General features: G+C 68.2%; 14 protein-coding genes and 1 pseudogene. 13 read left to right on the top strand and 2 right to left on the bottom strand.

The features are described 5' to 3' along the window. The first annotated feature begins 24 nt into the window (after nt 1–24). The 7 genes from AUR64_RS06110 to AUR64_RS06080 all read left to right on the top strand — a co-directional run bounded on the left by AUR64_RS06110 (nt 25) and on the right by AUR64_RS06080 (nt 9332). Complete coding sequence (locus AUR64_RS06110) at nt 25–1989, top strand: type II/IV secretion system ATPase subunit (protein ID WP_058581071.1); 1965 nt, start codon at nt 25–27, stop codon at nt 1987–1989. After that, entirely contained in the window at nt 1986–3857 is a 1872-nt protein-coding gene (locus AUR64_RS21025; RefSeq protein ID WP_058581070.1) for a type II secretion system F family protein, read from the top strand. The genes AUR64_RS06110 and AUR64_RS21025 overlap by 4 nt, the downstream gene beginning before the upstream one ends. A gap of 34 nt (nt 3858–3891) precedes the next feature. Further along, entirely contained in the window at nt 3892–4362 is a 471-nt protein-coding gene (locus tag AUR64_RS06100) for a DUF7283 family protein (protein ID WP_058581069.1), read from the top strand. After that, nucleotides 4340–4783: a DUF7285 family protein gene (locus AUR64_RS06095; protein WP_058581068.1), complete on the top strand. Its 444-nt coding sequence runs from the start codon at nt 4340–4342 to the stop codon at nt 4781–4783. Before AUR64_RS06100 ends, AUR64_RS06095 begins: the two co-directional genes overlap by 23 nt. Continuing rightward, nucleotides 4780–5652 carry a DUF7284 family protein gene (locus AUR64_RS06090; protein WP_071391250.1) on the top strand — a complete coding sequence of 291 codons (873 nt, stop codon included), beginning with the start codon at nt 4780–4782 and terminating at the stop codon, nt 5650–5652. The genes AUR64_RS06095 and AUR64_RS06090 overlap by 4 nt, the downstream gene beginning before the upstream one ends. Further along, nucleotides 5649–8810, top strand: coding sequence for a DUF7286 family protein (locus AUR64_RS06085; protein ID WP_071391249.1), 3162 nt, complete (start codon nt 5649–5651; stop codon nt 8808–8810). Before AUR64_RS06090 ends, AUR64_RS06085 begins: the two co-directional genes overlap by 4 nt. Before the next feature lie 90 nt (nt 8811–8900). Next, entirely contained in the window at nt 8901–9332 is a 432-nt protein-coding gene (locus AUR64_RS06080; RefSeq protein WP_058581065.1) for a DUF5791 family protein, read from the top strand. Here the strand turns inward: AUR64_RS06080 and AUR64_RS21380 are convergent. After that, nucleotides 9245–9439, bottom strand: coding sequence for a hypothetical protein (locus tag AUR64_RS21380; RefSeq protein ID WP_394326098.1), 195 nt, complete (start codon nt 9437–9439; stop codon nt 9245–9247). The two genes, AUR64_RS06080 and AUR64_RS21380, sit on opposite strands and share 88 nt — an antisense overlap. Here AUR64_RS21380 and AUR64_RS06075 point away from each other — a divergent pair. The 3 genes and pseudogenes from AUR64_RS06075 to AUR64_RS06065 all read left to right on the top strand — a co-directional run. Next, nucleotides 9371–10264 (top strand): annotated as a pseudogene (locus tag AUR64_RS06075) (NAD-dependent epimerase/dehydratase family protein); the annotation flags it as partial. The gene AUR64_RS21380 and the pseudogene AUR64_RS06075 sit on opposite strands and share 69 nt — an antisense overlap. An 87-nt stretch (nt 10265–10351) precedes the next feature. Next, nucleotides 10352–11524: a DHH family phosphoesterase gene (locus AUR64_RS06070; protein WP_058581063.1), complete on the top strand. Its 1173-nt coding sequence runs from the start codon at nt 10352–10354 to the stop codon at nt 11522–11524. Between the two features lie 69 nt (nt 11525–11593). Then, nucleotides 11594–12748, top strand: coding sequence for an aldo/keto reductase (locus AUR64_RS06065; protein WP_058581062.1), 1155 nt, complete (start codon nt 11594–11596; stop codon nt 12746–12748). Nucleotides 12749–12754: 6 nt separating this feature from the next. On the opposite strand, the gene AUR64_RS20890 is transcribed toward AUR64_RS06065, so the two are convergent. Continuing rightward, a complete protein-coding gene (locus tag AUR64_RS20890; RefSeq protein WP_169794657.1) occupies nt 12755–12922 on the bottom strand; it encodes an HVO_0758 family zinc finger protein in 168 nt (55 codons plus the stop codon). Between the two features lie 187 nt (nt 12923–13109). Between AUR64_RS20890 and AUR64_RS06060 the strand changes: the two genes are divergently transcribed. From AUR64_RS06060 to AUR64_RS06050, 3 genes are read left to right on the top strand one after another with little or no spacing between them, the layout of a single operon-like run. Further along, nucleotides 13110–14234: a hypothetical protein gene (locus AUR64_RS06060; RefSeq protein WP_058581061.1), complete on the top strand. Its 1125-nt coding sequence runs from the start codon at nt 13110–13112 to the stop codon at nt 14232–14234. Then, entirely contained in the window at nt 14231–14758 is a 528-nt protein-coding gene (locus AUR64_RS06055; protein WP_058581060.1) for a DUF7109 family protein, read from the top strand. Before AUR64_RS06060 ends, AUR64_RS06055 begins: the two co-directional genes overlap by 4 nt. Before the next feature lie 24 nt (nt 14759–14782). Beyond that, nucleotides 14783–15382, top strand: a complete 600-nt coding sequence (locus AUR64_RS06050; RefSeq protein WP_058581059.1) for an NUDIX hydrolase — start codon at nt 14783–14785, stop codon at nt 15380–15382. The last annotated feature ends 38 nt before the right edge of the window (nt 15383–15420 follow it).

The following is a 15420-nucleotide window of genomic DNA, read 5'->3' as shown; positions in this document are numbered from 1 at the left end:
AGGGTGAGGCGACCACCCCGCCGCATGCGACTGCTCTCACGGATTGGACTCGGCGGCGGTGACGGACGCGAATCTGCCGGTGGGCGACGTTCTGACGACGGGAAGACACAGTGTCGCTGTGACACTTCCTTCGTCGAACCGAGTGGCACCGGCGTCGGCCGACGCGTCGAACTCGTCGTCGACGCCGACGACTGCCCCGGCGACGGCGACTTGGTCGCCGACTCCGCCTGCCGAGCGACCGTCGTCGACGCGCTCGCCGACCGCGACGCCGACGTGGTGCGGACTCGTTCTCGGGGCTACGAACGGAGCTACGACGGCGACGCGGCCGGACTGCTGCTCGCTGCGGGGCGGTTCGTCGAACGGGCGGCCGTTCACGACACCGTCCTCGCAGAGCGGGCGCGGAGCGACCCCCTCGGAGCGGCGTCCGACGCGACAGGTCGTGCCGGTCCCGTCGCCCGAATCGCCGCCGAGACCGGCCTCGCAGAGGGTGCCGCACGCGCAACAGGCTACGAGGATGCGCTTCGAGCGTTCGTCGGACCGACGCTCGTTCGTTCGCGCGTGGCGTTGCGGCCACCGCCGAACACGACGCTCACCGACCAGTGGTCGCTCGACGACAACACGACAGTGCGACGGTACGACCGCGGCGGTAGCCGGGACTGCTACCATCTGGACCCCGCGTTCGCCGACCTCGACTCGGCCGCGATTGCGACGCTCGCGGCGGCACGAACCGCGCTGGCGGACGGTGTCGGCGGGGCTGGTGAGCGCGCGCCGGGCCGGGCGGTTCGTGCCGTCGTCGGGAAGGGAGACAGTGAGCGAACTGCCGGGGAGTCAGCGGTGCCGGTCGACCGACTCGCAGCACTCCTGACGAAGCACACGCGAGGCCACGGCGTCCTCGACGACCTCTTTGCGGACCCTCGAGTCTCGGACGTGTTCGTGACCGCGCCCGTCGAGTCGAATCCGGTTCGGGTCGTGGTCGACGGCGACCGACTCGACACCAACGTCCGTCTCACCCCATCGGGCGCGGCGGCGCTGGCGTCGCGGTTTCGCCGCGCGAGCGGTCGGCCGTTCTCGAAAGCCGACCCGACGCTCGACGCGGTCGTCGACGCCGACAGCGGTCGTATCCGCGTCGCGGGCGTCTCGAACCCGGCGAGCGACGGTCTCGCGTTCGCGTTTCGACGTCACGACGACGTTCCGCTGACGCTGCCGGCGCTTGTCGACAACGACACGCTCTCGGCGGACGCCGCCGCATTGCTCTCCGTGGCCGTCGAACGCGGCGCGGCGGGTCTCGTCGCCGGGACGCGAGGGGCGGGCAAGACGACGTTACTCGGGGCACTGCTCTGGGAACTCCCGTTGGCGACGCGAACGGTCGTCGTGGAGGACACGCCGGAACTGCCGGTCGATTCGTTGCAAGCACACGACCGCGAGGTGCAGACGCTCCACACCGACACCGACGAGGACGCGACGCTCACGCCGACCGACGGCGTCCGAACCGCGCTCCGACTCGGCGAAGGAGCGCTCGTCGTCGGCGAGGTTCGCGGCGAGGAGGCCGCCGCGTTGTACGAGGCGATGCGCGTCGGCGCGAGCGGCAGCGTCGTTCTCGGGACGATTCACGGCGACGGCGGCGAAGCGGTCCGCGAGCGGGTCGTCGCCGACCTCGGTGTACCGGAGTCGTCGTTCGCGGCGACGGACCTCGTGGTGACGCTCTCGCCGAGCGACGGCCGCCACGTCGCCCGAATCGAGGAGGTGTGCGTCGGTGACGGCGACGGCGTCCGCTTCGAGACGCTGTTCGAGTACGTCGACGGGGAACTCCGGTCGACGGGCGTCGTCGAACGTGGTAACAGCGTCCTCGTCGACTCGCTCGCCGGTCCGAACGAGCAGTACGCTGACGTCCGACGGCGGATGGCGACGCGACGACAGTTGCTCCGAACGCTCGTCGACAGCGGTCGGACCCGACCGAGAGACGTCGCTGCCGCCTACGTAGACCGATGAGCGTGAGAACTGAGTCGTCAGCTGTGGTGGCCGTCCTACGGGCACTCGCACGGGTGGTTCCCGCCGACCTCGTCGACGTCGACACTAGTCGGACGCTCGACGACGCCCTGCGCTATCTCGACGCGCCTGTACCGGCCGAAACGGTCGTCCGCGGCGGGTACGGCGTCGCGGTGGTCGTTACGCTCTGCTCGCTCTCTGTGGCGGGTTTCGCCGCGTCGTTGCCTCTCGTCGTCGCCGTGACCGTTTCGCTCGCCGGCGGCCTCGGTGCCGCTCACGTCGTCCACCGAGCGCCGGTCCTTCTCGCGCGAACGCGACGAGCGGGTGCGCTCGGCGACGCGACTGGCGTCGTCAACCGGGCAGTGCTCCGCCTCCGACTGGAACCGACTGCCGAACGCGCGGCGACGTTTGCGGCCCGAACGGGCGAAGGTCCGCTCGCAACGAGTCTCGCCGCACACGTCCGGCGTGCGCGGGGAACGCCACATTCTGGGTTGGCGGCGTTCGGCGACGAGTGGGCCGACCGACTACCGGCGCTCGGGCGGGCGACGACGCTGCTTCTCGCCAGTACGGCGGCGACGCCCGGCGAGCGCGAACGCGGGTTGGAACGTGCACTCGACACGGTCTTGGACGGCACGCGCGACCGACTCGCCCGGTTCGCCGAAGACGTTCGCGCACCGTTGTCTGGCCTCTACGCGTTCGGGGTGTTGCTCCCGCTGGCGCTCGTCGGCGTGTTGCCGGCGGCCGCGAGCGCCGGCGTTTCCATCGGAGCATTCGCGCTCGTCGTCGTTTACGACGTTGCCCTCCCGGTTGGGTTGCTCTGTGCGGTCGTTTGGCTCGTGAGTCGTCGACCCGTCGCCTTCCCGCCGCCCCAAGTCGACTCGAACCATCCGGCCGCGTCGACGCCGCCGCGGAACTACCTCGTGGCTGCCGTGGCCACAGTTGGGGGCGCTGCTGTCGCCTTCGCTGTCGTCGGCCCGTGGAGTGTACCGCTCGTCGTCCTCGGCGGCGGTGTCGGGTGCACGCTCGTCGTTCGCTTTCGGTCGATTCGACAGGTTCACGCTCACATCCGCCGCGTCGAGTCCGGTCTCGACGACGCGATGTATCTCGTGGGTCGTCACGTTCTCGAAGGCGTCGCCGTCGAACGGGCGTTAGAGCGTGTCGCCGACGAACTCGACGGCGCGACGGGCGAGATGCTTTCCGACGCGGCGACGACGCAGCGAGCGCTCCGCGTCGACGTCCGCGAGGCGTTTCTCGGCGACGACGGTGCCCTCGCGTCGGTTCCGAGTTCGCGTGCGAGGAGCGCCGCCGAACTCCTCGCGCTGGCGGCGACGGAAGGCACGCCGGCGGGTGCGGCGCTCGTCGCCACCGCCGAACAACTGAGCCGTCTCCGACGTCTCGAACGCGAGGCGAAGCGCGAACTCTCGGAGTTGACCGAGACGCTGCAGAACACCGGCGCGCTGTTCGGCCCGCTCGTCGGCGGTGCGACGGTTGCGCTGGTCGAACGCCTCGGCGGCGTGTCGTCGACAGGGGCGTCAGGGTTCGGAGTGGGTGCAACGGGCGCGACGGGCGCGACGGGCGCGGCGGGCGCGGCGGGCGCGAGTGGGGCAACAGGTACGATGGACGCCGCCGGGGCGGGTGTCGACGCCGCATCCGCAACCGCGTCGGTGATGTCGGGAGCGCCCGGCACTGCCACGTTCGGTCTGGTCGTCGGCGTGTACGTTCTCCTCTCGGCGGTGCTTCTGACCGCGCTGGCGACGGCTATCGAACACGGTGTCGACCGAGTGCTTCTCGGCTATCGAATCGGCCTTGCGTTGCTGACCGCGACGACGACGTATCTCACGGCGTTCGTCGCCGCGGGGCTTCTCGTGTGAGTCTTTAAATGTGGAGAGGCGGCCACCGCGTCGTATGTTCGACACACCCGTAGACACGTGGTACACGTGGCTCGGCCTCGCACTCGCAGGAACGGCGATGGTCGGGACTGCGCTGTCGTTCCCGGCGACGGCAGCACCCGACGCGACGAGCGTCGCTGACACCGTCGACGGCGTCGCCGCCAGCGAGTACGCGACGACGGCCGAACATCCGCTGGACGCAACGATGATTCGACTCGGCCCACGCCGTGTGAGTCTCCGAAACGACGGCGGAACGGCCCACGCCGCGTTCGCGTTCGGGCCGGTCGCACCCATCCGGCCCGACTCGAAACTCGAAGCCGTGCTCTACGGAGCCGCTCCCGAGCGGACGTTCGAGAGCCGTCGAGCGTTCACACAGGCGCTCGTCGAAGCGCAGACTACAGAACCGACGTGGCGACCAGTCGACCGGACGCTCGTCGTCCGCCGAGTTCAGTGGGGGGAGCAGAATGCAACGCTCGTCGGCGCGTGAGCGTAGCGGTGGTGGCCAGTCACGACGCGCACAGACCGAGCCGACGACGGCGCTCGTCGCCGTCTTCGCCGTCGTCCTCGCGCTCTCTTCGTACGCCGTCGTCTTCGACGGCGCGAGACGCACCGAGGAGCGAGTGCTGGCCGACCCGACGCTCGAACGCGTCTCCGAGCGGGTGAGCGAGAGTGGCGTCGCCGACCCGAACTCGGTCGGTCGTGGACAGCGTGCTGCACCGAATGGCTACGAACTCAACGTCTCGCTGAGTACCAGCGACAACAGTTGGACTACCGGTCCACCGACACCGGACCGGCGCGGCCACGGCGCTCGTACGGCCCAGATGGATACGGCGACTCGCCGACTCGGTGTCCGTCTCCGGCCGGGCGTCGTTCGTCCCGGCCGTCTCCGGGTGGTGGTGTGGCGATGACGAGCACCGTGCTCGACGCGGCGCTCTGTCTGCTCCTCGTGAGCGCCGCCGCGGTGACGCTCGCCAGTGTTCCGTCGGACTCACCGGAACTCGCAACCGACACCGACGCGTCGCAGGTCGCGGAGACGCTCTCGACCAGCACCGCCGAAATCGGGTACACTCTCGCACCCGGCGCGCGCCGCGCGAACGACTCAGAGCGGTTTCCTGTGACAGATGGGCTAGTGTTCGAGCGGTACGCCCACGGCACGCTCGCGCAGTTACTGGCCGAGTCGACGCTGGCGACGCCGACGGTCGGCGACGAGCGACTGACCCACACCGGCGACGACTTCCAGCAACAGGCTCGTGCGGCCGTCGCGCAGTCGATACCGCCGCGAACACACATCGTCGCAGACTGGCGACCACACCCCGGTTCTAGCGTCGGGTCGAAGACGACTGTCGGCGAAGCCCCACCCCCGTCGGCAGACGTTCACGTCGCTGTTCTCACCGTTCCGACGGCGACTGCGCTCGACGAGGATATGGTCGCTCGTCGGGCGATATCCGACGGGTTCGCCGGTGTCGCAACGGTCGTCAGCGAACGTCTCGTGCGGACGTGGTTTCCGCCGAAACGGACCCGTCTGGCGCTCGGCGACGACTACCCGACCTCGTCGCTCGTCCGATATCGCTACCACCGGGCGGCCGAACTCACGGGCGCGACGCTTCCGACAACGCTGAACCGGTCGACGGTGTCGACGGCGAACGCACGACTCGTCTCGGCGCTGGAACCGCGCGTCGAATCGGACCTCAGAGAGCAGTTCGACTCGCCGGTCGGAGCCGCCGCGGGGCTCTCCGACGGACGAGTGCGTATCACCGTCCGGCGGTGGTCGGCGTGAGCGCCGGCGCGCCTCTCTCCGAGTTTCTCGACGGAGAACGCGGACGTGTCCCGTTCGCGCTCGTCGGGGTCCTGCTGCTCGTGACGAGTTCGGCGTTCGCCGCGTCGCTCGACGGTCCCGCACCGGTCCGCAACGACGACGTAGAGACGGCGATGGAGCGCGTCGACGCCGAGTCAGTCACTGCGCTCCGCGTGGCCGCCGACGACGCTGCTGTCGATGCCGCCGCGAATCCTGTGACTGCCCGCGCGGAGACGCCAGCGGGGTCGGTACTCAACGAGTCGTCCCCGTTCGTCGACTCGCTTCGGATTCGACTCTACCTCGCGGCGCGCGAGCGGTTCGAGCGGACGACGTACCACCGAAACGACGTTGCCGCGACGGTGTCGCTACCGGCAGTTCGGAATGTCTCCGACCTCAGGCTGGCGAAACGCTCGGTCACGGTCGAACGGGTCGACGAGGGGACGGCCATGCGCGTCACGCTGGAAAACGTGACGCGAACGGCGACCCGCGACGGACGGGTCGTCGCAACGCGCACGGACTCGCTGACGGTGACGGTGGCGAATCCGGTGCTTCTCGCGCACGATAGAACCGAGTCGTTCGAGAGTCGTCTCGGCCGGTCAGCGCTCTCGGGACCGGGGTTGGACCGTCGGCTGACGGCCCGTCTCTACGCCGTTGCGTGGGCCCGCGGCTACGCGCAGAACCGCGGCGCACCCATCGAGAACGTCGTCTCGAACCGCCACGTCGGACTGTCGACGAACACGGGCGTCGTCGCCGTCCAGCGGGCAGCGTTCGGACGGAGCGACCCGGCGGCGCGCCGCGGCGTCGAACGTGCCACGATACGCGTCGGCGCGTCGGACCTGTTGGCACCGGCCCCACCGGAAGCCGGGGATGCCGCAAACGCGATTCTCGCGCCGCCGAACGGTCCCACGAGTTCCGAACCGAGTACGTCCATCCCGACAGTGTCGCGGGACGAACGCTCGCTCACCGTCGGAGTCAACCGGACCGCGGACGCCGCGTTCGTCTCGTTTCTCGACGAAGAGTCGACGGATGCCGGCGGCGACGGAGCGGACGAGCGTTCGCTGTCTGAGACACTCGTGGCCGCTTATCGCGTCGACGCCCAACTCTCGACACGAGTCGAACAGACCCACGACGAAGCACCGAGACGACCCTCGTCGCCCGGCCGAAACTGGAGTCGTCTCGGCGACGAGAGCCGAACAGATGTCTCGGTGGTCGCGGGTGACGCCGCTCTCCCGTCGCCGGCCGGCACGCGTACCGAGACGGCGACTCGACAAGTCGTCGAACGACACGTGCGGACGGTGACGTGGCAACGCGGCGACGAGACGCGAACCACACGAGCAGTGTGGACCGACCGCTACCGCGTCGGCATCGCACTCGGCGTCGAACAGCGGGCGCTCGACGGCGTTCCGAGCCGTCCGGTCGACCGGGCGTTCGAGCGAGGCGGCGCGCTCTCCGGGCCGAACCTCGCGGACACTCCGACGCGCGCGTGGACGAAGCTGGTGGACCGACGCGGTGGTGTCGACGCCGTTGCTCGACACGCCGTCGAGCGTGCCGGGCCGAGCAGTGCGGGGAACGCAGCGAGAGAAACGAGAACGACGAGAGTCGTCGGTGACCGACCCGAACGTCTCGGGTCGTGGGTGTACGACGACATCTCGGCGTTCAGAACGGAGGTTCGCGCGATACACGTCGAACTCGACGCGACGGACGTGGCGTCGGGTGAGGCGAACCCACCTGCGGAACTGGCTGCTGAACTCCGGTCACGCCGGGCGACGCTGCTCGACGCTCCCGAGACGTACGACGGCGCGGCCGACCGGGCACGCGTCGCGGCGCGCGCGGCGTATCTCGAACGGGTGCTCGACCACCTCGACGCCCGGGCGGACCGGACGGCCGGACGAAACGAGCGTCTGAGCGAGACGCTGGCCGACCACGGCGCGTCGGCCACCTCGTCGGCAGAACTCAGCCGACTCGTCGAAACAGCCGAGGAGGCAGTCGTTCCCGACCCACGGACGTTCGGCGAGCGCCGTCCCGGCCGCGACGTGGCGCTCTACCCCGACGGGTCGCCCGCCTACCTCACGCTCGGGAGCGTCGACCGGACGCACGCGCCGACGGTTCCGGCGAACGCGAGCTATCGACCGCTGGCCGCGCGGAACACGAACCTCGTGACCGCACCGTACGGCGACGTGGCCGACACCATCGTCGGCGGCGCGCTGAAAGGGTCGAAAGAAACGAGTCTCCGAACCGGCGGACAGGTGCTCGTCGTGGCGAACCTGACCGCCGACGCGACCGAGAACCGGACGCTCGACGAGCGACGGAAGCGACTCCGAACCGAAGTCGCAGGCGGGGTCGACGTAACGGAACGAGCGGCGAGAACGACGCTCGAATCGGAGACGGAGTTGTCGCCGGCCGAACGTCGCGCCGCCGTCGACGACGGGTTCGGCGAGTGGGACGGCCACGGACACCGAGCGCTCGCGGCGGTCAACGGGTCGGCAGCGACGGCTATCGCCGACCGCGTGGGTGTCCGACGTGACTGGTCCGACCGGCGGACCGACCGCCTCGAACTCCGACTCCGAACGTCGATGCTCGCGGCGGCCCGCAGCGACGCCGCACGGGTCGACCGACAGCCGACGCAGAAAACCTCGATGGCGACGCAGTGGCTCGCCCAGCGAGCCAAGAAGCGACTCGAAGCCGAACTGGAGAACGGGACGAAACGGGCCGCAGACCACCTCGGAAAACGCGTCGAGAAACGCCTCGAAGGCACGAAGTGGGCGGACAAGGCGCTCGTCGGCGTTCCGTCGGGCCTGCCGGTCGCGCCAGTGCCGGGCTACTGGTACGCGACGGTCAACGTCTGGACCGTCGAGGCTCGCGGCGAGTACGCCCAGTTCGTCGTCACCGCGCGGCGTGGGCCGGCGGGGACGAGCGACCTCAGATACGTCCGCGACGGCTCGACGGTGACGCTCGACGTGGACGGCGACGGCGAAGCCGAGCGACTGGGTCGAAGTGAACGCATCTCCTTCGAGGTACAGACCACCGTCGTCGTCGCGGTGCCGCCGACGCCGCCGGGCGTCGGTGACGTGGACGGCGACGCGGACGAACGCTCGGGTGGCTGGCCGACTCCGGGGTGTACGCCGAAACGACGGTGCTGACTGAGCAGAGTCGTCGGCGTCGACCGATACAGCAGCGGGAGCGCTATCCGGAGTGACAACCGTTTTGGCCGGCGCGGAGCGACTCCTTGTATGCTCTACGACGCTGCGGAGAATCCGGGGTCGCTGACTGCAGACGAGTTGCGCGCCGCCTACGACGACCAGTTGGCCGCCGTCGTCGACGACGTCGGCGTCGAGACGGTCGCCGCCGAGTCGGGTGTCGACCGTGACCGACTCGCCGCGCTCTCGGACGGTGAGTCGCCGGACCTCACCCTCGAAGAAGCCGCCGGCGTTCTCGCCGCGAGCGACGACTACCCCGACCAAGAGGCCATCGTTCTCGAACTGCGCGACCACCTGCTCATGGGGATGACGACGGGCGTCCTCGACGTGGACACCATCGCCTCGAACGTCGACGCCGACCTCACCGGCCAAGAGGTTCAGCAGGCGCTGGAGGGACGAACCGCGTTCTCGCTCGACGACCTCGCGGCGGTCCACCAGTTCATCGCCGAGCGGAACGACCGCTGATGAGCGACGACAGCGGGACTGAGGGTGATGTCGAAAAACGCGTCGTCGTTCTCGGCTGTGGCTACGTCGGTCTCGAACTCGGTCGTCAGTTGACCGAGGCAGGTCACGATGTGGTCGGCGTCCGACGCTCCGAAGAAGGGCAGAACGCTATCGAGTCGGCCGGATTCGACGCCGTTCGTGCGGACGTGACGGATGTGGAGTCACTGGCCGCCGTTCCCGACGCCGACTGGCTGGTCTTCGCCGCGAGTTCCGGTGGCCGCGGTGCCGACGCCGCCCGCGACGTGTTCGTCGAGGGGCAGAAGACGGCGCTCTCGGCGTTCTTCGAGCGCGAGCGCCCACCCGAACGGTACGTTTACACCTCGTCGACCGGCGTCTACGGCGACCACGACGGCGACTGGGTCGACGAGGAGACCGAACTCAATCCGACGACCGAGAAGACACGCGTTCTCGCGGAAGCCGAACGCGTCGCCCGCGAGACGCCGCGCGAGTACGGCTTCGAGGGCACGGTGGCACGCTTTGCGGGACTGTACGGCCCGGACAGATATCGGCTGGAGCGCTATCTAGAGGGTCCGGTGACTGAAGGCTATCTCAACATGGTCCACCGCGACGACGCCGCCGGTTCGATTCGACATCTTCTGGAGACCGACCGCGGACGCGACGAGGTTGTGTTGGTCGTCGACGACGACCCCGTCGAGAAGTGGACGTTCGCCGATTGGCTCGCCGACGAGTGCGGCGTCGACAGACCGGCAAAACGGACGAAACAGGAGCGTCTCGACGCGGGTAACCTCTCGGAGGCGGCCCGTCGACGGATACTGACGAGCAAGCGCTGCTCGAACGCCAGACTGCGCGGACTCGGCTACGAGTTTCGCTACCCCGACTACCGTGCGGGATACGCCGACGCAATCGAACGATTCCGTACCGACGAACCGTAAGACTCCGAAAATCTCCTTCCTGTCTATCGAAATCTACACGAATATATTTGGGGAACCTTCTTACTGGTTCACTTTGACAGACGGAGTATGCCGAGTAGGGTCGCCGCGACGGACGCGCTCACGGAAGCGGAGTCGTTCGTCCGTCAGAACCCCGAGATTGCGACGGTGTTGGCCGTCGGTCTCGTCGCGCTGTTCGGCGTCAGCTACGCGCTTCGCTGGTTTCGCCGCCCGATGGGCGTGCAGTTCAAGCGAGCGCTCGCGGATTTGGACGAAATCGCGGTGTTGATGCATCCGAACCCGGACCCCGACGCCATGGCGGCGGCTATCGGCGTCGCCTGCCTCGCCGACCAAGTCGACACGCAGGCGCGCATCCAGTTCACCGGACAGATACGCCACCAAGAGAACCGCGCGTTTCGTACGGTGCTCGATTTGGACCTCGAACAGATAGACCACGTCTCCGAAATCGCCGCCGAAAACGTCGTCCTCGTCGACCACAACACCCCTCGCGGCTTCGCCGGCGCAGAGAGTGTGCTTCCGTTCGCCGTCGTCGACCACCACCCCGGCGACGGCGCGGGCGAGGAGTTCACCGACGTTCGGACGAACTACGGCGCGAGCGCCAGTATCATCGCCGAGTACTTCCGCGACATCGGCGCGAAACCCGTCCCGCCAGACCAGCACGCGAGCGAAATCAACGCCCGTTACACGATGCCGTCGACGGTTTCGACCGGCCTCTTGTACGGTATCCTCTCGGACACCAAACGGCTCACCTCGGGGTGTGTCGCCGCCGACTTCACCGCCAGCGGCTATCTGTACCCCGGCGTCGACGAGGACCTCCTCGACCGAATCGCTAACCCACAAGTTGGCGCGGAAGTGCTGGAAGTGAAAGCCCGCGCCATCGCCGGGCGGAAAGTGAAGGGTTCGTTCGCCGTCAGCGACGTCGGCCCCGTCTCGAACGTCGACGCCATCCCGCAGGCGGCCGACGAGTTGATGCATCTCGAAGGCGTGACGGCCGTCGTCGTCTGCGGCGAACGCGACGGCACGGTGTATCTGTCGGGTCGCTCGCGTGACGACCGAGTCCACATGGGCCGGGCGCTCGAAGCGGCCGTCTCCGACATCCCGAGCGCCTCGGCGGGCGGCCACGCCCGCATGGGCGGCGGCCAGATTCCACAGGTCGACCCGACGGGCAGCGACGTGCCGAGTCCGGTGCCCCGAAACGGCCTCGTCGACCGGTTGTTCCAGACGCTCACCGGCGACGTGTAACCGAGCCGATTTGACGGCAGCCAACCACAGACCTGTAACGCTTTTTCACCGGCTACTCGTACATCGGCCATGGCTACCGCGAACGGCACGTGGGGGTATCGGGACCGCTTCGGCGACAGTTTCGGCCGGACGTACTTCCGCCGGTTCGGTCCCGGCGTCGTGTCGAGCATCGGTATCGGGACGTATCTCGGTGCGCCGACCGACGCCGTCGACGACGCGTACCACGACTCGCTCGTAGAGGCGTTCGAGAGCGGCGTCAACCTCGTCGACACAGCGATAAACTACCGCTGCCAGCGCAGTGAGCGCGTGGTTGGTCGCGCCTTCGGCGACGCCGACATCGACAGAGAAGAACTCGTCGTCGCCACGAAAGGCGGATTTCTGCCGTTCGACGGCGAGCGTCCGAGCGACCCGAGCGCGTACGTCCGCGAGCAGTTCGTCGACACCGGCCTCGTCGACGCCGACGACCTCGCACGCGGTAGCCACTGTATGACACCCGACTTCCTCGACGCGATGCTCGACCGGTCGCTCGACAATCTCCGAATGGACACTATCGACTGTTACTACGTCCACAACCCGGAGACGCAGTTGGCGAAACGCGACGCGGAGAGCGTGTACGACCAACTCGAAGCGGCGTTCGAGCGACTCGAAAAGCGTCGAAACGCGGGAGATATCGGCGGCTACGGCATCGCCACGTGGGAGGCGTTCCGCGTGCCGCCGGAGCATCCCAGCTATCTCTCGCTGGCCGAAGTCGTCTCGCGGGCCGACCGCGCCGCCGAGACCGTCGGCAACGAGGCATCGGGGCTGATTGCCCTTCAACTGCCGTTCAACGTCGAGATGGCCGATGCGTTCACCGCGAAAGTCCACGAACGCCCCGTGAACCACGGAAGCGAGAACGACGAACACAGGAGCGACGAACGCGACGAAGATGACGAAGACGACAGCGAGCGAGTGAGCGCACTGGAGTTCGCCCACGAGTCGGGACTCTCCGTCTTTGCGAGCGCGAGTCTCAAACAGGGAGACCTCGTCGCCGGACTCCCCGAGGCTGTCGCAGCAGAGCTAGAGGGTGACTCGCCGAGTCAGCAGGCGCTCAACTTCGCCCGGAGCGCACCCGCAGTAACGGCAGCGCTCGTCGGAACGAAGAGCCGAGAACACGTTGCCGAGAACGTCGCTGCGGGGACGTTCGACCCGCTGGGCGCGAAGGCGTTCGACGGCGTCTTCGAGTGACGGCCGTTACAGCTCTTTCCACTCGCGGCCGCAGTCCGGACAACTGCGAACGGCGAACACCTCGTCGGGGTCGTTGCGCTTTTTGAGCGTCTCTCCGCACTCCTCGCAAGCGAGTCGCCCGTACGTGTCTTTCCCGAGTTCTCCCGCGCGCAGACCCTTCCGGGTAGAATCCATGGCCCGCCCTTCTCGCTCACACCACAAAAATACCCCGGCGAAACTAGTTGCAAATAGCACCTGTTCTCACGTTCGTCGCTCGCACGCCGAGACGAGCGTCCGACTCCCGAGTTGTGAAAGCCGCGGAGACGACACCGTATCCACGTAACCGGCTTGCTTTTCATCCGGCGCTCCTCAGAGACAGTCGATGGAGTACGTCCAGGAGCGAATCGCGACGCTCCACGACCTGGCCGACCCCGCCCCAGACGCGCCGACGGACCGCGCTGCAGTGGTGTTGCCGATGACCGAACGCGAGTACGCCGGTCTGGCCGCCGAACGGGTGCTCTCGGAACTCGAACACGTCGACCCCGAACGGGTCGTCGTTCCGCTCCGGGCGTCGGCGGAGCGCGTCGGCCCCTTCACCGACTGGCTCTCGGAGTACGACCTGCCGCTGTCGGTGCTGTGGTGCGACGGACCGCGACTGACTTCGCGTTTGGCGGAGGAAGGACTGAACGGCCGACGCGGCAAAGGACGAGACGTGTGGTTGGCGCTGGGACAGGCGCTCGATTCGGAGTTCGTCGTCGTCCACGACGCCGACACGAAGACGTACTCGCGCTCGTACGTCTCCCGACTGCTGTTTCCGCTCTCGCAGGGCTACGAGTTCTCGAAGGGGTACTACGCCCGCGTCGAGAACGACCGGCTCTACGGACGACTGTTTCGACTGTTCTACGCGCCGCTGGTCGCCGCGTTGGCCGAGGAGACGGACGCGCCGATTCTCGACTACCTCTCTGCGTTTCGTTACGCACTCGCCGGGGAGTTCGCGGCGACGACGGACGTGGCTCGTCGCCTCCGCGTCCAGCGAACGTGGGGGTTGGAGGTCGGAACGCTCGGCGATGCGTTCACGCTCGCCGGATTGGACGGCAGTGCACAGGTCGATTTGGGCGCGTACGAACACGACCACCGGGCGGTCGGTGGGCCGACCGGCCTCTCGGAGATGAGTCGGTCGGTCGGCGCCGCACTCCTGCAGGTCGTCGAAGACCACGGCGTCGACCCGGCGTACGAGACGCTGCCGAGACGATATCGAGAGACGGCCCGCCGACTGGTCCGTCAGTACGGCGTCGACGCCGCGTTCAACGGCCTCGACTACGACCGAAGCGAGGAGTACGAACAGGTCGAACGCTACACCGAAGCTATCACTGCGCCCAGCGATGACGACAGACTCCCGGCGTGGGTCGACTCGCCGATTTCACCGGCGACGGTCGCCGAACTCGCCGAAGCTGACCTGCGGGAATCGACGGCCGACGAGGCGGACGACGGAGGGGCGGGCGAGTGAGCCGAACGAGCCGAACACACGACGACCTCGCGGGCGTCGTCGACCTCTTCGGAGCGCTAACCCACGAAGAACTCGAATCCGCGCTCGACGAACTGGCGTACAAGCAGGGGTCGGAGACGGACGCCGAGGCGCTCTCCGAAGCGGTCGAAACCGCCATCTCGGAGTACTATCTCGTCGAGTACGTCGCCGACGCCGACGACCGAAGCGTCGAGACGAACGGCCCCGAGCGCCGCGCCCTCGAGAACGAGACGTTCGTGACGGTCGGTCCCGCGGCGTTCCCGTCGTTGCCGCCGAACGCCGAGGACCTCCCACACATCCTCGACGTGCCGCGACGCGAAGTCGACCGCGAAGCGCTCGGCGAGCAGGTGCGCGAACGCCTCGACAGCGAAGTCGACGCCGCAATCGACGACGGCGACGAGGACCGACTGAACCGCCTCTACGACGTGACGTACGACCTCGACGCGTGGGCACCCGTCGAAACCGAGGCGATACGTCAGAGACTCGACGCGGTTCTTCAAGACTAAGTCCGTCGAACGAGACCAAGAGACATGGACCTCACAGGAGTAGCGCGTCACGACCCGACCGCCGTCGAGGGAGCGACGCGGCAGGCGGCGGTCGTCGCAGCCGTGCTGCTCCGAGACGGTGACCCCCACGTGCTGTTCACGAAACGTGCCGACCATCTCGGCGAGCATCCCGGACAGATGAGTTTTCCCGGTGGCGGCCGCGAACCGAGCGACGCCGACCTGACAGCGACGGCACTGCGCGAAGCGAGAGAGGAAATCGGCCTCCGACCCGAGGAGGTCGAACTCGTCGGCCGTCTCGACGACATCGAGACGGTGACCGACTACTCGGTGCGGCCGTTCGTCGGCCGCGTCCCCGACCGCGAGTACACGCCGGACGAACGGGAAGTCGCCGAAATCGCGGTGCTGTCGGTCGCCGACCTCACCGACCCCGCGAACTACGAGTCAGAACGCCGCGACCACCCGACGTACGGCCCAATTCGCGTCCACTTCTTCCACGTCGACGGCTTCACCGTCTGGGGAGCGACCGGCCGGATGCTCGTCCAACTGCTGGAACTGACGACCGACTGGCGAGCGCCCGCCGAACCCGACCGAGTGGTCGACCCCGACGCGGAGTTTCCCGTCTGAGTCGCCGCAGGCGTTTTTGTTTTCGCTTTTGGAGGCCT

Source organism: Haloprofundus marisrubri (genome assembly GCF_001469955.1).
In the GTDB taxonomy this organism is placed as follows: Archaea; Halobacteriota; Halobacteria; order Halobacteriales; family Haloferacaceae; genus Haloprofundus; species Haloprofundus marisrubri.
Note: the sequence above shows the minus strand (reverse complement) of the source record. Positions and strands in the feature narration are given on the sequence as shown.